This is a genomic window from Nocardia pseudovaccinii NBRC 100343 (genome assembly GCF_001613225.1).
GTDB classification, from domain to species: domain Bacteria; phylum Actinomycetota; class Actinomycetes; order Mycobacteriales; family Mycobacteriaceae; genus Nocardia; species Nocardia pseudovaccinii.
Map to the genome: position 1 here is coordinate 74,288 of NZ_BDBY01000043.1, position 17,917 is coordinate 92,204.

Annotated in this window: 20 protein-coding genes; 4 read left to right on the plus strand and 16 right to left on the minus strand. The window is 65.9% G+C overall.

Features of this window, described 5'->3' with window-relative positions; all coding sequences use genetic code 11:
• Positions 1-26: 26 nt before the first annotated feature.
• From NP3_RS05985 to NP3_RS06040, 12 genes are read right to left on the minus strand one after another with little or no spacing between them, the layout of a single operon-like run.
• Complete coding sequence (locus tag NP3_RS05985) at positions 27-998, minus strand: MlaD family protein (protein ID WP_063038596.1); 972 nt, start codon at positions 996-998, stop codon at positions 27-29.
• The gene (locus NP3_RS05990; protein WP_245720835.1) at positions 995-2,083 is read right to left on the minus strand and encodes an MlaD family protein; all 1,089 of its coding nucleotides are present in this window, start codon (positions 2,081-2,083) and stop codon (positions 995-997) included. Before NP3_RS05990 ends, NP3_RS05985 begins: the two co-directional genes overlap by 4 nt.
• Positions 2,080-3,183 (minus strand): MlaD family protein, encoded by a 1,104-nt coding sequence (locus NP3_RS05995; protein ID WP_063038598.1) that lies wholly within the window; start codon positions 3,181-3,183, stop codon positions 2,080-2,082. The genes NP3_RS05990 and NP3_RS05995 overlap by 4 nt, the downstream gene beginning before the upstream one ends.
• A gap of 2 nt (positions 3,184-3,185) precedes the next feature.
• Positions 3,186-4,211, minus strand: a complete 1,026-nt coding sequence (locus NP3_RS06000; protein ID WP_063038600.1) for an MlaD family protein — start codon at positions 4,209-4,211, stop codon at positions 3,186-3,188.
• Entirely contained in the window at positions 4,208-5,218 is a 1,011-nt protein-coding gene (locus NP3_RS06005) for an MlaD family protein (protein WP_063038602.1), read from the minus strand. The genes NP3_RS06000 and NP3_RS06005 overlap by 4 nt, the downstream gene beginning before the upstream one ends.
• The gene (locus tag NP3_RS06010) at positions 5,215-6,255 is read right to left on the minus strand and encodes an MlaD family protein (RefSeq protein ID WP_063038604.1); all 1,041 of its coding nucleotides are present in this window, start codon (positions 6,253-6,255) and stop codon (positions 5,215-5,217) included. Before NP3_RS06010 ends, NP3_RS06005 begins: the two co-directional genes overlap by 4 nt.
• Positions 6,256-6,260: 5 nt before the next feature.
• Positions 6,261-7,127 carry an ABC transporter permease gene (locus NP3_RS06015; protein ID WP_063038606.1) on the minus strand — a complete coding sequence of 289 codons (867 nt, stop codon included), beginning with the start codon at positions 7,125-7,127 and terminating at the stop codon, positions 6,261-6,263.
• Entirely contained in the window at positions 7,127-7,906 is a 780-nt protein-coding gene (locus NP3_RS06020; protein WP_245720836.1) for an MlaE family ABC transporter permease, read from the minus strand. Before NP3_RS06020 ends, NP3_RS06015 begins: the two co-directional genes overlap by 1 nt.
• Positions 7,903-8,895, minus strand: coding sequence for an alpha/beta fold hydrolase (locus tag NP3_RS06025; protein ID WP_245720837.1), 993 nt, complete (start codon positions 8,893-8,895; stop codon positions 7,903-7,905). Before NP3_RS06025 ends, NP3_RS06020 begins: the two co-directional genes overlap by 4 nt.
• Entirely contained in the window at positions 8,892-10,175 is a 1,284-nt protein-coding gene (locus NP3_RS06030) for an NAD(P)/FAD-dependent oxidoreductase (protein WP_063038611.1), read from the minus strand. The genes NP3_RS06025 and NP3_RS06030 overlap by 4 nt, the downstream gene beginning before the upstream one ends.
• 4 nt (positions 10,176-10,179) lie before the next feature.
• A complete protein-coding gene (locus NP3_RS06035) occupies positions 10,180-10,362 on the minus strand; it encodes a rubredoxin (RefSeq protein ID WP_063038613.1) in 183 nt (60 codons plus the stop codon).
• A 4-nt stretch (positions 10,363-10,366) separates the two neighbouring features.
• A complete protein-coding gene (locus NP3_RS06040; protein WP_063038615.1) occupies positions 10,367-11,443 on the minus strand; it encodes a fatty acid desaturase in 1,077 nt (358 codons plus the stop codon).
• Positions 11,444-11,544: 101 nt separating this feature from the next.
• Between NP3_RS06040 and NP3_RS06045 the strand changes: the two genes are divergently transcribed.
• Positions 11,545-12,723 (plus strand): PucR family transcriptional regulator, encoded by a 1,179-nt coding sequence (locus NP3_RS06045; protein WP_063038617.1) that lies wholly within the window; start codon positions 11,545-11,547, stop codon positions 12,721-12,723.
• 9 nt (positions 12,724-12,732) lie between these two features.
• Here NP3_RS06045 and NP3_RS06050 read toward each other — a convergent pair whose 3' ends face one another.
• Complete coding sequence (locus tag NP3_RS06050; RefSeq protein ID WP_084508249.1) at positions 12,733-14,037, minus strand: PucR family transcriptional regulator; 1,305 nt, start codon at positions 14,035-14,037, stop codon at positions 12,733-12,735.
• A 633-nt stretch (positions 14,038-14,670) separates the two neighbouring features.
• Between NP3_RS06050 and NP3_RS06055 the strand changes: the two genes are divergently transcribed.
• Positions 14,671-14,970 carry a hypothetical protein gene (locus NP3_RS06055; protein ID WP_063038619.1) on the plus strand — a complete coding sequence of 100 codons (300 nt, stop codon included), beginning with the start codon at positions 14,671-14,673 and terminating at the stop codon, positions 14,968-14,970.
• 24 nt (positions 14,971-14,994) lie between these two features.
• Here NP3_RS06055 and NP3_RS51790 read toward each other — a convergent pair whose 3' ends face one another.
• Both NP3_RS51790 and NP3_RS06060 read right to left on the minus strand, forming a co-directional pair.
• Positions 14,995-15,237, minus strand: coding sequence for an FDXHR family putative zinc-binding protein (locus NP3_RS51790; RefSeq protein ID WP_444980779.1), 243 nt, complete (start codon positions 15,235-15,237; stop codon positions 14,995-14,997).
• A gap of 157 nt (positions 15,238-15,394) precedes the next feature.
• Positions 15,395-16,177 carry a lysozyme family protein gene (locus NP3_RS06060; protein ID WP_063038621.1) on the minus strand — a complete coding sequence of 261 codons (783 nt, stop codon included), beginning with the start codon at positions 16,175-16,177 and terminating at the stop codon, positions 15,395-15,397.
• Between the two features lie 174 nt (positions 16,178-16,351).
• Here NP3_RS06060 and NP3_RS06065 point away from each other — a divergent pair, with 174 nt between their 5' ends.
• Together NP3_RS06065 and NP3_RS06070 are read left to right on the plus strand one after the other, a co-directional pair.
• Entirely contained in the window at positions 16,352-16,654 is a 303-nt protein-coding gene (locus NP3_RS06065) for a hypothetical protein (RefSeq protein WP_063038623.1), read from the plus strand.
• Positions 16,655-16,753: 99 nt separating this feature from the next.
• Positions 16,754-17,050 carry a hypothetical protein gene (locus NP3_RS06070; protein WP_063038625.1) on the plus strand — a complete coding sequence of 99 codons (297 nt, stop codon included), beginning with the start codon at positions 16,754-16,756 and terminating at the stop codon, positions 17,048-17,050.
• Positions 17,051-17,411: 361 nt separating this feature from the next.
• Here NP3_RS06070 and NP3_RS06075 read toward each other — a convergent pair.
• Positions 17,412-17,917: TolB-like translocation protein (locus NP3_RS06075; RefSeq protein ID WP_507762161.1), on the minus strand; the 506-nt coding region annotated here is incomplete at its 5' end.

The window sequence follows — 17,917 nt, forward strand, 5'->3', positions numbered from 1 at the left end:
GTGTCTCCGGGTCTCTGGTGATGGTGCTATTTCACGGTGATCTGCAGGTGCAGTGCGCCGTCGTCGCTGGTGGTGTGCAGCGCTTGGGAAATAAGGCTGCTCAGGTCGATTCGCCCCGCGGCTGTGGTCGCGGATTCGGCGAGCGGCAGCAGTGCGGGGGCGAGTTGTTGCAGCTGTGGACCGGACTCGTGCAGGAAGGCGACGAGCCGGTTCAGAAACGGCAGCAGGCCGTCACCGCCCACATAGTCGTCCGGCATGGTGCCGCCTTCGTGATTGCGGACGATGGTCTCGACGACATCGACGACATCGCGGATCTTGGCGCCGAACTGTCCCCAGTGCGGCCCGCTCTCGGCCAATGCCGGTCCGGCCCAGTCGCTGTCGGCGCCGACTCGCTGCAATTCCTCGAGCAGGGTGCGCACTTCACCCGATCGGGACAGCAGCAGTGCCGCCAGCAGCCCGGTGGACCGGCTCAATTCGGGCATGATCTGTTCGGTGCCCGCCAAACCCTGGGACATGGTCGAGATCAGCTCGCCCAGCGCCTGCGGATCGAACTGTTCGAGGAGCCGGGTCATCGTGTCGGCCAGTTGCGGGATCGACACCGGCATACGGACCTGCTCGGCGCCGAGCCGCTGCCCGTCGGTGAGATACGGAGCGCCGGTGGTCGTGCCGGGCCGGAATTCGATGTACGGCTCGCCCATGGCCGAGAGCCGCTCGATCACCACCGAGCTCGACGCGGGCACGTGGTAGTCGTGTTCGATGCGCAGGTCGACCACGACGCCGCGGTCGGCCGCGGTCACCGTCGTCACATCGCCGACGCGTACCCCCCGAAACAACACCGGCGACTTCGGCAGCAGCCCACCGGAATTCGGCAACGCCATGGTGAGCCGGGTGTAGTCCTGCAACCAGTCGACGCGGACAACGTCGTGGCCGAGGTAGCCGACGCCGAGCACGAGAACGGTCGCGATCGCGCCGAGCGAGGCGATCGAACCGCGCTTCATCGCACCATTCCGATCACGCGCAGCGTGTCGATCATCCGGGCGAGCTGCTCGTCCTCGGGCAGCGCTGTCGCGTTTACGAGGTCGACGCCGACGACGTTCACCTTCGGTCCGTGCTCCGCGAAGGGAATGATCTTGTCCCGCAGCAGAGACACCAGCGCGTTCAGATTCGACGGCGCGTTCAGGTCGAACGGCCGACTAGTGAACGCCAGTGGCACGAACGCCTTCGCCGCGCTGTCACCGGAGGCGGCCAGCGGCGCCAGCCATTCGATGCTGTGCGCGATACCGCCCAGCGCGCCGATCACGCCGAGCAACTGGACCACGGAAGCGGCCGAGGCGGTGACCTGTGCTGCCGAGGCCGGGGTGAGCAGCTCGGTCAGTTGCGGGGCGTTCTCCTCCAGCACGCGCAGGTTCTCCTGAATACCGTTGGCGAGAGCGGTGACCGCATCGAGGTTGGCGCCGATATCGGTGAGGTCGGCGCCGAGCACCCCGGCGATCCGCGCGATCTCGCCGGGTTTGTCGGGCATGGTGGCGTTGACCCGGTTGACGATGTCCTGGAAGTGGCCCACCGCACCCGCGCCGATGAAGGTGGACATCCCGGACAGGATGTCTTCCACTTGCATGGCGGGTTTGCTCTGTGCCAGCGGGATGACACCGCCAGCTGGGATGTCCGCGCCGAATCCGGCTGCCGGACTGGTCAACTCGATGAAGATGTCGCCCAGAACCGTGTTCTGGCGCAGCTGCGCGGTGGTGGCCGAGGGCAGCCGCACCGACCGCCGGATCTGCACGTCCGCGACGGCCATGCCGGACGCGTCCGCGGTCGGGTTCATCACCCGCACCGCGACCAGGTTGCCGATCGGCACACCGGCCGACATGACCTTGGCCCGCGCGGGCAGATTCAGCGTGTTCGCGAATTGGATACGCACGTGGTAGGTCTCGCCCGACACCGTTGTGCCGGGCACCGGCACCGAGCCGGGATCGAAGCCGCAGCTCGCGGCCAGCACCGCTGTCAACATGAGCGGGGCGATCCGGCGCACCCGTCGGAATCGATCGACCGGCAGGGTCTTTCGCCGTCCGGCCCGGTTCATCGGCCCCCCACCACGGCGAACAGCAGCTGCGAAAGCTCGACGGTGGCCAGGTGATCGCCGGAACCGGCGCAGGCGCCCGGCGACAGTGCGTTCAGCGCGGCGCACACATTGTCGGCATCCGGTTGGGCCAATGCCACTTTCGGCGCGGCGTAGACCAGCGCCGAGTCACCCGAGACGGGATCGGCGGCCCCGCCGAAGGCGGACGCGATCGGCGGAATCATGGTGATGATCTCCTGTAGGGAACCGATATGGGCGGCGAGCATGCGCAGATACGGCACTGTGGCCTCGAGTCCGTCGAGCACGGGCCCGCCGTATGGCCGGATTATGGTGTTCACCCAGATCAGCAGAGTGCCGATGTGATCGATAATCGGGATGGCCTGACCGAAGATCGAGTCGTTGATGAACTCGAATCCCGGCCCGAGTCTGGTGATGGCCGCCTCGACTTCGTCCCAGTTGATGCTCAGGGTCTGCGCCAGCGAGGACAGCGCGTCGATCAGCTCGCCGAGGTGCCCGATCGCGGCGTCCGGTGAGCGCAGTGCCGTACCGAGTTCGTTGATCAATGTGTTGAGAGCGGGCCCGGTGCCCGCGGTCGCTTCGCGGAGTGCCGCGACGCCGTCGCGGACCTGCCTCGAGGCGCCGGGGTCACCGCCGCCGCCGAGCTCACTGGCGAGTTTCGAGACGGCGTCGAGGGTTTCGGTGATGCTCTTGGCGGTCAGGGTTCGGGTAATGCACTGGCGCGGATCCCATTTCGCGGATGCGTTGCCGTCGAACAGGACGGCCAGATCGCGGTCCGCCACTAGCGTGTCCGATACGGTGGCGGCCGAAACGCCGCCGCGCAGTGGATGATCGGCGTCCACTTCGAAATCGACCCGCACGTATTCATCGCCCGGCGCGAGTGCGGTCACGGCGCCTACCGCGATGCCGCGCACGGTGACATGGCTGCCCACGTACAGTCCGATCGTGTCGGGCATCGTCGCGCAGTAGGCCTGCATCTTCTTGGGCGGTGCCAGCGCCGTGTAGTAGGCGAACATCGTAGCGGCGACCAGTACCAGCACGCCGGTGACGGACATGAATCCGCGTGCGGCGAGTATTCGCTTCATACTCAGCACCCCGCTCCCGGCAGTGGAATGCAGATCGTGCCGGTGTCGAGGACCTGTGCGGACTGGTCGATGGCAACCGCGCCCTGCGGAGTGGTCAGCTGTCGCAGCCGTTCGAGCGCGTTCTGGATCGTGGCCAGTGCCGAACCGGTGCCGTCAGCCAGCCCGCGTAGTTCCGGTATCAGCTCGGCGACCCCGCTCGCCAGGGGTTCGAGAGTCTGGTCCCACACCGGGCGCAGGGCGGTCAGGCGTGCCAGGAACTGATTCGTGATGGACAGACCTGCCATGATTTCGTGATTCTCGGTGAAGATGACGTCCTCGACTCGCCGCAGCGAGGCGAGGAGATGGAAGATCCGCTGCTTGTTCTGATCGGCGGCGCTCATGTACTCGTCGGCCACCGCCAGCACTCGCGAGATGTCCTCGCGCTGGCTGTTCATGATGCCCACCAGGGAATCCATGGCCTGCCCCAGGCGGCGGACGCCATCCGGGCTGGTCGAGATGGCCGATCCGAGCGCGGCGAAATTCTCGCGCAGGGTGTTGCCGTCGATCGCCCCGACCGGGCTGGCAGCGTCCTGGAAGACCTGCATGAGGCTGTAGGGCAGGCGCACCCTATCGCTCTCGATGACCTTGTCCCCCAATGGCTTTCGGCCCGCCGGGAGCACCGCCAGATAATGGCCGCCGATGGCGGTCAGCATCCGGACGTCGAGGGTGGTGGCATCACCGATGAAGACGTCGCTGTCGACGGTGAAACTCAAGCGCACCCGATCGGCCAGCAGTTCCAGCCCGCGTACAGTGCCGACCGGAATGCCTGCCACGCGCACACTGTCACCCACCCTGATCGACCCGGCCTCGGACAGATCGGCGCGATAGGTCTGCTTGCCGAGCGGCAGTGCATAGGTCACCGCTGACACGGCGACCAGCACCACGACCGCCCCCAAGCCCAGCAGACCGAGCCGGAGTTCTCGCCGCCGGGTATCGCCGGGCGCGGCCGCACCGCGCAGTCGCGCGAGTCCGCGCCGCCGTGAATTCATCGCTTGCACAACGAGATCCGCTGTCCGTTCAACAGAATCGCCAGTGTGCCTGGGACGTCGGCGTTGCCATGAGAACATATCCGGTTCACCTCCTGGCCGGTGCGGGGAATCATCGCGTCGAGGGATTGCAGCAACGCGGGCAACCGACCGAGGACATCGGCGGCGACGTGCGGGTCCGGAAAGGCCGTCCGCACGGCCTGCTCGAGATCCGGATTGCTGTCGGGTGTCAGTCCGAGTGTGGCCGCGAGGCTGTCGATCGGGGTCAGCACCGATGGCGCGGTCTCGACGAAATCCACCAGACCGTCCAACTTCTGCTGCAGGGCGTTGAACACATCGTCGATCCCTTCGAGCAGGGTCATCGCGTTGCCCGAGCGCCCGTCGAGGCGGTCGGCGAGCTGCCGTAGATTCGCGACCAGCACCGCCAATACCGATTGCCGGTCACGCACATAGGACGACACCCGTTCGATGGCCTCGAGTGCGGGGCCGATCCCGGTGCCGTTTCCGTCCAGCACCGCCAGAATCGTTTCGGTGAAGTGGTTCACCGCGGCGGGCGACAGTTCGGCCAGCACCGGCTGCAGCCCGTTGAACAGCGCGGTGATATCGAATGATCCGAGGGTGCGTTCGATTCCGACGACCGCACCGGGCGGTTGCGGCTTGCCTGCCGAATTCGGTTGCCGCACATCGATATACCGCTGGCCGACGAGGGTCTGGAAGCGAATCGCGATAGTGCTGGTCCGGTACACCGGATGGCCCGCCTGGACGGTGAAACGCACCCGCGCCCGAAAGTCCTCGTCCAGCTCGATTCCGCTCACCTTGCCGACCTGCACGCCGAACATGCGCACGTCGTCACCGGTCTTCAGCCCGTTGGCGTCGGTGAACACGGCCGTGTAGGTGATGTCGGCATCGGCGACGGGGCGTTCGATGGCCTGCACGATAACGATCAGCAGCACGGCCATGAGGAGTGTGAACGCCAGCATGCGCCAGGCGATCGAGCGCAAGCTTTTCATCGGCCCACCTCTGCGGCCTGGCCGAGCAGGATCGTCGACAGCACCGGCACTCCACTGAGCGTGACCTTCAGATTCAGCGTCGGGCCGTCCGGGCCGTCGGTCATGGCCGCCCCCAGCCGGGTGAGCAGTTCGCGCAGATCCGCACCCGACTGTTGCGGTGTGGATACCGTGCTGCTCAGGGCTGCAAAGAGAGGAACCAGGTAGTCGACGTACTGGTTCAGATATTGCTGCGCGGTCGAGCTGGTGCGTGCGGCCCCCGGAAGCAGATCGTTGGCGATCGCGGCGACCGTCTTGTCGAAGGCCGCTCGATCGGTGCGCAGTGCCTCGATGTGGTTCAGGTTGTCGAAGAGCTGGATGGTGCCGGTCAGGAAGGGTGGCAGCCCGGCCAGTGTCGCGGCGTATTCCCCGATCAGATAGGACGGGGCGTACCGCTGAGTGTCGGCGATGCTGCGAGCGGTGGTCACCATGGCCTCCAAAATCGGTGTGAAGGCCTTCGAGGCGGTACTCACCTGCCGCAACGTATCGGCCAGTTCGGGCGTCACCACCTGGTTGGCGGTCTGGCTCAGCTGCCGCAGCAGCGCCCCCATGGTGGCGTCGGACATCCGGTCGGCCGCACCGGCGGTCAGTTCGATCACCGCGCCGGAGTGCAACGGACGTCCGCCCGCCCCGCGCTCGATATCGAGTTCACTGATGCCGAACAGATTGCCGGGCGCCGCCAGTAGGGACAGCGAATCGGTGACCCCGGGCATGCGGGATTGATTCAGCGCCAGGATCATTCGCAGCCGACCGGGCCCGGCACTGTGGATGGACTCCACCGAGCCCACCTTCAGGCCGTCCAGCCGCACATCCGATCCGGTGACGATGCCGTCGCCCAGTTGCTCGGCGACCACCTGCACGCGCAGGATGTCATCGGTCCGCAGGCACCGGCAGCAGGTCCACGCGATCAGCGCGACCGCGACAATCACCGCGGCAGTCACACCGGTGCGGCGTGATGTTCGCGAATCCATTGCCACGCCGGGCATTCCGTAAATCGCCATGCCCCTTATCCCGTGAATTCGATCGAGGAGTGCAAGCCCCACAGCGCGATGGACAACACCATGTCGAGGGCGATGATGGCGACGAAGCTCGCCCGCACCGCCCGCCCGCAGGCGATGCCAACCCCTTCGGGGCCGCCGGTCGCGAAAAAGCCCTGATAGCAATGGATCAGAATGACCGCGGTGGTGAACACCACCACCTTGATCACCGCCGCGACCATGTCCCAGCCGGAGACGAACTGGAAGAAGTAGTGGTCGTAGACACCGGGAGACTGACCGTGCAGCGTCACCACCACCATCTGGCAGGACAGATAGGCCAGGATCAGCGCGACCAGGAAGGTCGGCACGATCGCTACCGCCCCGGCGATCACCCGGGTGGTCACTACGAGCGGAATCGACCGCAGGCCAAGGGATTCGATGGCGTCGATCTCCTCGGCGATGCGCATGGACCCGATCTCGGCGGTCATGCGGCAGCCGGCCTGCGCGGCGAATCCGATGCCCGCGGCGATGGGCGCGAGTTCCCGGGTGTTGGCGAAGGAGGAGACGATACCGGTCAGTGGCCCCATGCCCAGCATGTCCAGGGTGGCGAAGGATTCGATGCCCACCCCCACGCCCATGGCGATGCCGAGCACTGCCAGCATGGGCACCGTGCCACCACCGACGATCACCGAACCGCGGCCCCAGGTCATATCGGTGATGACCCGCATGGTCTGCGTGCCGTAGTGGCTCGACGTCAGCGGGATGGACCGGAATACCTGCCAGACGAACCCGAGCACGAAGCCGAAGTTCTCCAGCGGAGTCCAGACCCGCTGCCGTGACCGGGCCGCGTGGAAGAGCCAGCGCAGTCCTTTCGGGGAGTACTCGGTCGCCACCATCAGGCCAACCTCACCGGCAGGAACATGGCGGTCAGCTGGGTGAGCGCCACATTGGCGACCACGATCCCCAGCACCGAGAGCACCACCGCCGCGTTCACGCCGTCGGCCACACCGCGTGGGCCGCCCTTGGCCTCCAGCCCGCGCTGACACGCAACAGTCACGACGATCAACCCGAACAGCACCGACTTGCCCAGCGACACAGCCACATCCGCGACGACAGTGAACGAGCCGAAGGTCAGCCAGTAGCTGCCGGAGGTAACACCCTGAGCGGTCACCGCGACCAGATAGCCCGCCAGGATGCCCATGAACATGATCAGGATGTTTACCAGCGGAGCAACCACCACCATGGCCACCAACCGCGGAATCACCAGGCGGCGAACGGGATCAATGCCCATTACCCGCAGGGCATCGATCTCGTCGCGGATCGTGCGCGCCCCCAGATCGGCCGCGATGGCCGAGGCCGCCGCGCCGCCGAGCAGCAGTCCCGTGGCCGTTGGCGCACCCTGTTTGATGACGCCGAGACCACCCGTAGCGCCCAGCAGCGAATCGGCGCCGATCTGATGTATCAGATTGCCCACCTGCACCGACACGATCACGCCGAACGGAATCGCCATCAGAATGGCCGGAATCGCAGTCGTGGTGACGAAGAACCAACTCTGCCGCAATGCCTCCGACCATTTGAACCGCATCCGCGCGATGTCGACGACCGCGCCGCCGACCGCCTGCCCGAACAGATCCACCAGGCGTCCCAGTGTGCGCAGCGACGAGACGGCGGTCATCCACATGCCTTACCGCGGAGGCCGGTCAGCCTCCACAGTGCGGCGCTGACCGCCATCGGCTGTTCGAGCGGCGCGCAGTGGCCGCCGGGAAGTACGACCAAGCCGAGCGAATTCGGGAATCGCGACGCCAAACGCTCGGATGCGGCGAAGCCGAGCAGCTGGTCGTCGGTACTGCCGATCACCAGCGTCGGCGCGGTCAGCCGCGAGGCATCGAACTGACCGTCACGCAGTGCGAGCAACGTGCGGAACAATCTGCCGCGAGTAGGTGGCAGGGTCGTCAGCACCAGCTCTTGAACCAGCGCCCGCGCGGCCGGAGCAGCCGCGCGGCCGATCGCGATCGGCGAGATCAGCCCCATCCGCCGGAGCAACCGGGCGGGTACCGGGATGCCGCCGAGTGTCTTCAGCGCGATGGGCGCGAGCCGATCCACCAGCGTCGACAGCGGTTTTCGCAGGCGGCCACCGGAAATCGTCGCGGCCACACCCGTTCCGATATCGCCGGGAGTCGAGTTGATCAGTGCGATCGAATCCGCGCGGCGCGCGACATCATCGGGATAGCGATGCGCCCACGCCTGAATCGCGATGCCGCCCATGGAATGTCCCACAATGAGCGCCCGCTCGCTTGGACCGAGCGCCGTCCGCAGCACTGCGGCGAGATCGTCGCCAAGGTGCGGCACGGTCCACCCGCCGCGCGCCGGTCGCCCGCTGCGGCCGTGACCGCGATGATCGAACGCGATGACCCGATACTCGGTCGACAGCACGGCGATCTGATTGGCCCAGAAGCGAATCCCGCAACATATTCCGTGTGACAGCACGATCGGATAGCCGTTTTCCGGTCCGAATACCTCGGTATGGATCGACGTCCCATCGGCCGACCGCACGTCGAGCACCCGCCCCTGCGGAAACCTGTCGTACCGCTCGAACTCATCGGAACCGGCCAATCGAGCCAGATCATGCCGACTCAGCGTCCGCCATCCAACCGACATGGTCATGATTTCTCCTCCAGGAGAAGGTGACTGCCTTCGGATGAGGCATCGGGGACGCTGGTCAGATCACGCTGTACTGCCCGCAGCGACAAGGCGCCGTTGATCGATGCGTAGCCGATCGTCTCCCCACCCGCGCCGTATCGGAAGGCCGCCGGTTCGGGCCCGCCGGTTCGACCGAATCTCTTTCGCTGCCGCAGAACGAGATCCCGATGCGCTGTCAGATCGAGCGGCGTCACCTCGTGCCCAGGGGCGTCCAACGCCAGGACATCGATGTGGAGGTCCGCGCCGATCGTTGTCCAGAAGTACAGGCAGGTGTCGAACGGGGCGTCGGAACCCAGCATTGCCCGCGCCGCGTGCCTGCCCTGCGCGGCGGCGACCCGGTCGTGTTCGATTCTGACGCGACGACCGTGGCGGATGCTGTCGAACTCGCATACATCGCCTGCGGCCCAGACGTTTTCGTGACCGGTGCGCAGCGTCGCGTCGCATCGGACACCGCCGGTCGTGCCCAGCGGCAGGCCGGAACGCTTCGCGAGCGTGACCTCAGGCCGCGCACCGACGCCGACCACAACGACATCGGCGCGGAGCTCCGCGCCGTCGGCCAGGACAACTGTGCGGACCCGCTCGTCGCCGCGCAGCGACTCCACGATGCTGCCCCCGCGGATGGTGACACCCAATCGGGACAGCTCATCTGCCACGATGCTGCCCACTGCCCCACCGAGTGAACGCGCCAGCGGCGCCGACTCGGGGAAGACCATGGATGTGCGGACCCCGAGCGCGGCAATCGACGCGGCGGTCTCGGCGGCAATGAAGGAGCCGCCGATGACCACGGCATCGCGCGCGATCTGCAGGTCTTTGCGGAGGTCGTCGGCGTTCCATGTGGTGCGCAGATAGTGCACTCCATGCAGCCCGGCGCCCGGGCAATCGAGCAATCGCACGTTGGCGCCGGTGGCCAGCAAGGCTTTTCCCCAGCGCACCGAGCGGCGGCCGATGCGAGCGGTCCCGGTCTGGAGATCGATGGCTTGGACGGGAGCGCGAAGCCAGAGCTGGACGTTGTTGTCGAGCCACCATTCCGGGGAGTGGACGGCGAGGTCGTCGGGAGCGATGCCGCCGCGCAGATAGTCTTTCGTCAGATAGAAGCGGTAGTACGGCGGATCGCTCTCCCTGGTCGCCAGCGCGATGCTGCCGCGGAAGCCTTGACGGCGCAACTCCTCCGCAGCTCCAGCGGCGGCCACGCCGCCCCCGATCAGCAGGATGTCGACCTCGCAGTCCTCGGGCAACCCGGTCATGCGATCAGTCCTCCCACGGGACGAAGTCGACCTTGCGGGCACCGCAGACCGGGCAGACCCAATCGTCGGGAATGTCATCGAAGGCGGTGCCCGCGGCGATCCCGCCGTCCGGGTCGCCTTCGGCAGGGTCGTAGACCATTCCGCAGCGGACGCAGACCCACAGCTGGCTGGTGGCAGTGGTGCTCATCGGCTCAGGGCTCCATCGGCGTAGGAGCGAGACCGAATCTGTTCGCTCGCCGGAACGTCCCGAAGTCGTCGAATCGAACACCGTTGTCGCGCAGCACCTGCTGGCAGTCCCGCTTGATCAGCTCGCGGATGTAGAACGGGTCACGAACCAGGAAGTGGTGGATCGCGTGGGTCTCACCGAAGTTGAAGCAGAATGCGTGGAACGGCTTGAGCCACTTGGCGGTCCAGACCTGCGTCTGCTGCATCACGTTGTGCGCCTGGACATCGCCGAAGTAGTGCATGTTCGAGCTCACGAAGTGCAGGCAGAACGTGCGCACCGCGTTCGGGGCCAGGATCGTGACCGCCAGGAAAGTCAGAATCCCCGCGCCCGGGATCGACGTCGGTCCGGCGAACAGTTCATAGAGGTTGATCCCGATGAACAGGTGCCACAGTGTGTAGTGGAAGACGCCGAGCGGGAAGTAGGACATGAGGTTGATGGCGGCCAGGTGCCGGGCTTCTTCGGGCGTCCGGGCCTCGTGCGCGATGTAGGTCCGCACGAGGTGGTGTGTCCGGAACGGCTTTGTGTACATGCCGAGGACCGAATCCAGCAGGCTGATCGTCCGGTGCGCACCCCAGCCCTCACCGTTGGTGATGGCACGCTCCTCGAGATCGGAGTCGGTGCCGGACACCTCGTGGTGGTGCAGGTGCAGGCGGCGGCGTACCCACGGGTTGATGGTGCTGGGCCGGAAGAACCAGACCCCGAACATCATCACGTGGTGCACCACACGGTTGTTCCGGAAGTACATCGAATGGATGAGGTCGTGCTCGAGCTCGTGCAGGATCGACAGCCAGAAGCCTGTTACCAGGATCGTCGCCCACCAGGGCAGTACGCCGATCGCGTAGAGGTAGCCGTCGCCGAGGACACCGGCGATGGCGACCAGGAAGAAGCCGAGGCCGACTTGGTCCTGGTGTGCGGCGAGCCAGGGATGGCGGGCGCGCCACTCGTTGCCGATTTCGATCAGCGCACCACGAATGTGGGCGATCCTGTCCGCGTCCCCGGCGGCGAGGGTGCGCTCGCCGGGAAGTCGGGTTGCAATTCTCATGATTCCTCCTCAGGGAAACCCCGCCTCACAGTTTGACTGCTCTCACGAGCTAATTGCTTGGCCGATCGGAGTGAATCTCGCATTCAGTTCATACTGAGGGTGTGAATCCTGAATGGCATCGCGAGCCTCTGGTCCCCACGGATATCGCTGACGCTCTGCACGCCGAGTTGCGCGCGACGGCCGAGGACATCCTCGAAACGGTGCCGCGGCAGTTGCCGGTTTTCGCGGACCTGATCGCGGGCGATCTGGGCGAACAGGCTGCGGCGGCGATCAAGACCATGCTGGCGGGTTTCCTGGTCGTCGCGTGTGGTCCCCGACCCGGCCGGAGGGCGGTCGATCTCGCCGCCGTGCAACAGGCCGCCTACGAGCTCGGGCGGTTCGAAGCTCAGTCCGGGCGCTCGATCGACGCGATGAACGCGGCCTTCCGGCTCGGGGCGCGCATCGGCTGGCGACACTGGAGCGCCACGTCTCAGGCCCACGGCATGAGCACATCCGACATCGCGCGGTTGGCGGAACTCAACTTCGACTACATCGACAACCTCGCCGATGCCAGCGTCAGCGGCCACGCAGACGAGCTGGCCTCGGCCGGTCAGCGGCGTCAGCGACTCCGGGAACAGCTCGCCGAACAACTTCTGCTCGGCGCCGCGAGCGAGGAGGTCCTGGCAACGGCACTACTCGCGGGCTGGCAAGCGCCCGACTCCATGGTCGCGGTCGTCCTCCCGCGCGCCGACGCGCGTAACGCCATCCCGCTTCTCGACCATCGCACACTGCAGGCGGGCGAGGACCTCCTGTCCGGCTCGCCGCGCTCGGGCCTCGCCGTGCTGCTGGTACCGGTCACCGCCGCAGTGCCCCGCGGCGACCTGATTCGGCGGCTCGCCGACATCCATGCGGCCGTCGGGCCCGAGCAACCGTGGCTGGACGTGCAGTACTCGGCCACGCTCGCCGCGCGCGCGTGGGGATGCTGCGAGCGTGGGTCGTCGCCCATCGACACCGAGAACGTATTGGCGGCGTTGGTGATCCACGCGGATCCACGGACTCGCGAACGTCAGCGCGCGGCGGCACTCGAGCCGTTCGCGCACCTGCGACCCGACACGCGGGCGCGATACGAGGAGACGCTCCATGCCTGGCTGTTGCACCAGGGGCGGCGGGAGGATGTCGCCCGCTATCTGGTCCTGCACCCCCAGACCGTGCGCTACCGAATGGATCGGATCCGCGAGATCCTCGGCGAGGATCTGACCGACCCGCAGCGAGTACTCGACCTCACGATCGCTCTCGCCTGAGACCTCGGCTCACGCAGATGGTCCCGTGTCCGGCCGCCATCCGGCGAGCTGGTGCGCGCGCAGCCCGTAGCCCGTAGCCTCCGGCCGCGCGCCGTCGGCGGAGAGCTCGCGGGCCAGCAGAGCGGCCCGCATGTACGGGGTCCCGGAGGGATGGCAGGGGTCGAAGCCGATCACGGCGGCGATCCGGCGGAGTCGGTTGTCGAGGGTATTGACGTGGATGTACAGGGCTTTCGCCGAGGCGCGGCGGTTGTAATGGTTGCCGACATGGACGCGAAGGGTTTCCAGCAGCTCGGGGTACTCGTCGAGCCGATCGAGCATGGACACGAGCAGGTCGCGTCCGGGGCCTGGTCGAGACAACTGGTATTCCAGGGCCAGATCCTCGAAGCGATACAGCCCCGGCACGGCGCGAAGCCGGCACGCGACGTCGAGAAGTTGGTGCAGTTGATCGACTATTTCGGGGATGGCGCGGGTAGCAACCGTGTGCGCTGTGGCCGTAATCAGCACGTGTCCGGCCTTCGACGGCTGCGCGATCAGCGTTTCCGGATCGATGTCGGTGCATTCGGCCGGTATCAGGATGGTGCCGCCGTCGAGGCTGAGCAGGCTCAATGCCTGCTGACGACTGCGGGTCGCCAGTTCGGCCTGCACTTTGCGGAGTCGACGGCGTGAGACGACCTCGCGACTCATCCGCGAACTGTTCTCGTCCGGCTGCGGCGACAGCGAAATCGCCAGGACCGCATAGGAATCCGCAATCGCTATCCCGCTGTGCCTGGCCATCGCGCCGGTGGGGTTCCCGCTGAGCAGCGCGGTGGTCAGCGTATGCACCGCGGCGTACTGATCGTGGCCGCCGCCGCGCAGTTCCCGGTCGTAGGCCATGGTGACGATGGTGGTCAGGGTGTCGAGCATGTCGATGAGCACGAACACCGCCGAACTGGCGCCGTCGAAGTCTCGTGCCGAATTCGCGTCGCTGACGAGCCGGTGGCCGATCCGCGAGCCTTCGAAGATCGCATGCAGGACACTGTCGAGCGGGATCCCTTCCCGCGCCCATCCCGCAGCGGCCTTTTCCAAGCGGGCCATGTCCGCAGGGTTGGGCTCCAGGCCGCCGTCGAGCAGCATGCTCGCCGATTCCAGGCAGATCGCGACCACGGAGGCGAGATCGGTTCCGGCCGCCTCGGTCGGCAGCATCTTGCACGGCGCCACCTTCCCCGCGAACGATTCGACGATCCGCTCGGACAACGCCCGCACATCGCGCAGCGGCGCGGAGATCGGTTGCCCACCGGCCATCACCATCGATCGCGGTTGGTTCGAAACCACCATGACCCGCTCCTTTCCAGAATCAGCCGTAGCTGCCAACCGTGTCGCGGCGTTCCGCGGCCACATCATGCCGATCGCCGCCGAACCGGCCTTCCACTCAGCGCATCGAGAAGCCCTGAAGCGAAGACAAGAGCGCGCGATCCAACGACATGTCAGATAGTTCGTTTCGACCCGCCACCGAGAGCGAGCAGCAGAGGAGAGCGTGAAACTGTTGCAGCGCAACGGCATACACGGTCGAGAGCATGCCCGGATCGAATGCATCCCGCCACGGGAACCGTGCGATCTGTGATCGCTCTCAGAATTGATCGCCGAAGAGTTCCGGGAATTGTGGCGCGCCACACGACCGGACTCGGTAGGCCATGGCCTCTTTCGTCATGCCATTGACATTACTTCTCAGTAACGTAACTCAGAAGTAAGTTGACTTGAGAGTAAGTTAAGATTTTCCTGTGTGGGCGATGAGATCGGTTGCGATGCTCGGAAAGGGAGTTTGCGCGAGCCGGTTCATGGTTACAGCTAGGAGGATGCCGGTGCCGAGGACGCCACCGGCTCATGATCGGGGCTGGAGACTAGCCCGCGGGAAATGCAGTCCGCCGCTTACCTCGGCCGACTGCCACGACAGCGGAAGGAACCAGACACATGCTGATGCTCACCCCCAATGCCATCGAGGCAGTTCGCACCATCACCTCCGCGGACGGCACGCCGACGGATGCCGGGCTGCGGATCTCCACGACGGATGGCGCAGAGACGATGTCGCTCGCGATCGCCGCGGGTCCGGCCGAGCAGGACCAGGTCCTGACCGCGGAAGGGTCACGGATCTTCCTGGACGAGCAAGCCGCCGCCTTCCTGGACGACAAGATCCTCGACACCGAACTGGATCCGAACGGCCAGGGCACCTTCGTCCTCGCCCAGCAGGACCAAAGCACAACCGGCCGGTAGTCCGGATCGGGGGATCAGAACCGGCTAATTCTGCGGGAAGCCCCAGCAGGGGTAGTCGCGGCCGGCATCAACGAGGCCGACGCTCTGCGGCGTGCGGCAGATGACGTACGGTTTGTGGCGATAATCCACAACCAAATGCAACGTCGCCGCCTTCTCACCGGTAAACGTCTGATGGCATTGGGAACAATGGCACACATTGTGCGCGCTCAAAGGCCACCAGTTGCGACATCCGCGGCATTTCACCGTCTCCGGCGATCTCGTCTTCATGATCACTCACCCACTCGCGCAACCCGGATGCTTTCCACCATCATCCGCGGCCGTACCCGCAGGATAGACCGTCGCAGCGCTCAGGCATCAATTCGTGTCGACGGCCGACCGATATCTCGCTGGGCCGCCCCCGGAGGGCAGCCCGTGCCGTGCTCCGTCAGCTCTCGTAACCGATTGCGGCGCTGCGTACTTGGTTGACGTAGACGGTGGAGTGGTTGTAAGCCAGGATGGCTTGCCGCCAGCCATGGGCGGTGGCCAGGTCACCGCCTGCCGCGCACAGGTAGCGCCCCGCAGCCAGCGCCGCATCGTCGATGTTGTCAGGGCTACCCGAAAGATCGCTGGTGGCCGCGACTTTGCCGGTCTCCAAGATTTTGGTGAGGGTGCTGTAGTCGGTGGCGCGCACACCCCAGCGCTTCCAGGTGTCAGGGATGAACTGAAACGGTCCCATCGCGCGGACATACACCGTGCGCCCGGCTCTGGCCGAGGCGTTGGGGTCGACGATCAGGGCATTGCCGCCGGTGCCGTTCAAGGCGATTCCGCGGATCGGTGGCCGCACCAGACCATCGGCCCCGATGGTGGCACCGCCGAATCGGGCGTGATCGCTTTCCACACGGGCGATCCCAGCCAGGGTGACCCAGCCGAGATGGCACGTCGGCTGTGCCTTCGCCATCGCCACCGTCGCATATCCATAAGCCTGCAACGCACGCACCGGGATTCCGAATTTTCCGGCTCGCACTCGAGCCCAGTCACCGAGCTGGTCGAGCGGGTGATCGACCGCGTCGAGCCGAATCGCCGGAACCGGCTCACCCGCACGGGGCGGCAACGGATCGGATGCGCCACCACATCCCGCGAGGATTGCCGCTACCGCTGCCACGAGCAGCGCCGCGGGCGCTGTGATCACGCCACGACCGTGCGGGCCGAGCGGATAGGAATTCGTCATCGTCCCTCGAAATTCACTGTTGCAGTGGGTCTTCCAATGCGTGCGGCTCGCTATTCGGTGCGCAGGGGTGGCGACGTTTTCGCGGTCACCTTCGTGGGCTTGGGCGCGGTCGAGTGATGTGGAGTCGTGGTCGGTGGATGCGCGATCGTCGGCTGAGACGGTGGCGGTACCGGCTTGCTCTGGGTCGTCTTCGTGATCGTGGTCGTCATCGGAATGCGTTGGGCCGATGTGGTTGTCGTCTTTCCGGACGGCGTGGTTGTCCTGGCGCTGGTCGATGTCGCTGTCCTGCCGATAGCCGTCGTGGTTGTCGGGAGGACCGATGTTGTCGTGGTGTCGGTGGTTGTTGCCGTGCCGGTCGACGGCGTCGATTCGGTCGGCGCGGGGCTCGTCGAGACAATGGTGGTGCTGGAGGGGGCGACGATCACCGGAACGGTGGTTGCGGTGATCGGATCCTGGGTGGGTACCACGCCGGGCTGACTCATGTCCGATTGAGGGGCGGCCTGCACCGAGAAACTCGCACTCGCGCTGACAGAAACACTGGACGCTGCGGTCGAGGCCGCGGAGTCGGGGGGCGTCGTGCCCGGATCGCTCGTGGTCGTGTCGGTCGACTGGCCGGTGGTCGTGTCGGTAGCGGCGTCCGCCTCGCTGCCCGATGTTGCGGTGTCATCCGGAACGGGCACGTCATTCGGCGCCTCCGAGTTGCTGGCAACGTCACTGATCGCCCCGATCTCGGTGGTCGTATCCGCGGTGCTCGACGTCTCGGAGACCTCCGACGACGCCAAGACATTGCCCGCCTTTTCGTTTCGCCTCGAATCCGCGGCTGCCACCGCTCCGATAACGAGTGCGATCAGCACAGCGGCAGCCGCGGCATAGGGCAGGTGCCCGGCCGCGAGATGCGACAAGCGCTTACGAAGATCGAGAAACCGGGTGGACGGCCCGGAATCCGGGGATACGGAACTGTCATCGGATAAACTGTCGCCGAAATCAACGGCACCGCTTTCACCGCGTCGGTCGCCGGTATCGACAGCGGCATGATCAGTCGTCCCGCTGAGCACCTTTGTCCGGTAATCGGTGGTCCCGCTGTCAGGGGGGCGGATAAATTCGGTTGCATCGCGGTCAGCGATATCGGTTGGGTTGGAATCGTTCGGACCGGGTTCGTTATTATCCAATGATTGCATCAGGAATTATTTTCTTTCCGAAACGAGTAGTGCCTGTCAGGATTTCCGTGTTCCGGTCAGCCGAATACCGCCGGGGATTCGGCGTGCGGAATGAGCAGCCGCGGACTGCCCGAGCCATCCGCCGGGACCGCCCAGATATCCGAGTCGTCGGTGCCCCGCGGGATGGCGTAACCGATGGTGTTCGGGTCCAGCCAGGCCGACTGGTCGTCGACGCTGCGGGTTTCGGCCAGCGGGGTCCGCGCGCCCGACACCAGATCCAGTACCGACAGCCGCCAGCCCTTCGCGGGGTCCCCATCGATCGCCGACTTGAAGGCGATACGTCCGCCATCCGCGGACAGTGATGGGCATTCCACGTTCTGCGCGATGGTTCGTACGCTTTTCGCCGCGATATCACCTTCCACGAGGTACCGGTGTCCGGCGGTGGACATCGTGGCGTAGAAGGTATTGCCGTCGGCGGCGAAGGTGATACCCCAGAAGTTGAGGTCGGCAGCGGTGTAGGGATGGCCGTCCAGGATCACCGTTAGGAATTCCAGTGAGTCGATCATGTCCCCGGTCTCGAGGT

Excerpts from the sequence above, each read along its gene's own strand:
- NP3_RS05990 (WP_245720835.1), bottom strand. The coding sequence starts at position 2,083 with ATGAACCGGGCCGGACGGCGAAAGACCCTGCCGGTCGATCGATTCCGA.
- NP3_RS51790 (WP_444980779.1), bottom strand. The coding sequence starts at position 15,237 with ATGAAGACGAGATCGCCGGAGACGGTGAAATGCCGCGGATGTCGCAAC.
- NP3_RS06060 (WP_063038621.1), bottom strand. The coding sequence starts at position 16,177 with ATGACGAATTCCTATCCGCTCGGCCCGCACGGTCGTGGCGTGATCACA.
- NP3_RS06020 (WP_245720836.1), bottom strand. The coding sequence starts at position 7,906 with ATGACCGCCGTCTCGTCGCTGCGCACACTGGGACGCCTGGTGGATCTG.
- NP3_RS06010 (WP_063038604.1), bottom strand. The coding sequence starts at position 6,255 with ATGGCGATTTACGGAATGCCCGGCGTGGCAATGGATTCGCGAACATCA.
- NP3_RS06040 (WP_063038615.1), bottom strand. The coding sequence starts at position 11,443 with ATGAGAATTGCAACCCGACTTCCCGGCGAGCGCACCCTCGCCGCCGGG.
- NP3_RS05995 (WP_063038598.1), bottom strand. The coding sequence starts at position 3,183 with ATGAAGCGAATACTCGCCGCACGCGGATTCATGTCCGTCACCGGCGTG.
- NP3_RS06005 (WP_063038602.1), bottom strand. The coding sequence starts at position 5,218 with ATGAAAAGCTTGCGCTCGATCGCCTGGCGCATGCTGGCGTTCACACTC.
- NP3_RS06035 (WP_063038613.1), bottom strand. The coding sequence starts at position 10,362 with ATGAGCACCACTGCCACCAGCCAGCTGTGGGTCTGCGTCCGCTGCGGA.
- NP3_RS05985 (WP_063038596.1), bottom strand. The coding sequence starts at position 998 with ATGAAGCGCGGTTCGATCGCCTCGCTCGGCGCGATCGCGACCGTTCTC.
- NP3_RS06015 (WP_063038606.1), bottom strand. The coding sequence starts at position 7,127 with ATGGTGGCGACCGAGTACTCCCCGAAAGGACTGCGCTGGCTCTTCCAC.
- NP3_RS06025 (WP_245720837.1), bottom strand. The coding sequence starts at position 8,895 with ATGACCATGTCGGTTGGATGGCGGACGCTGAGTCGGCATGATCTGGCT.
- NP3_RS06050 (WP_084508249.1), bottom strand. The coding sequence starts at position 14,037 with ATGGTGGTTTCGAACCAACCGCGATCGATGGTGATGGCCGGTGGGCAA.
- NP3_RS06000 (WP_063038600.1), bottom strand. The coding sequence starts at position 4,211 with ATGAATTCACGGCGGCGCGGACTCGCGCGACTGCGCGGTGCGGCCGCG.
- NP3_RS06055 (WP_063038619.1), top strand. The coding sequence starts at position 14,671 with ATGCTGATGCTCACCCCCAATGCCATCGAGGCAGTTCGCACCATCACC.
- NP3_RS06030 (WP_063038611.1), bottom strand. The coding sequence starts at position 10,175 with ATGACCGGGTTGCCCGAGGACTGCGAGGTCGACATCCTGCTGATCGGG.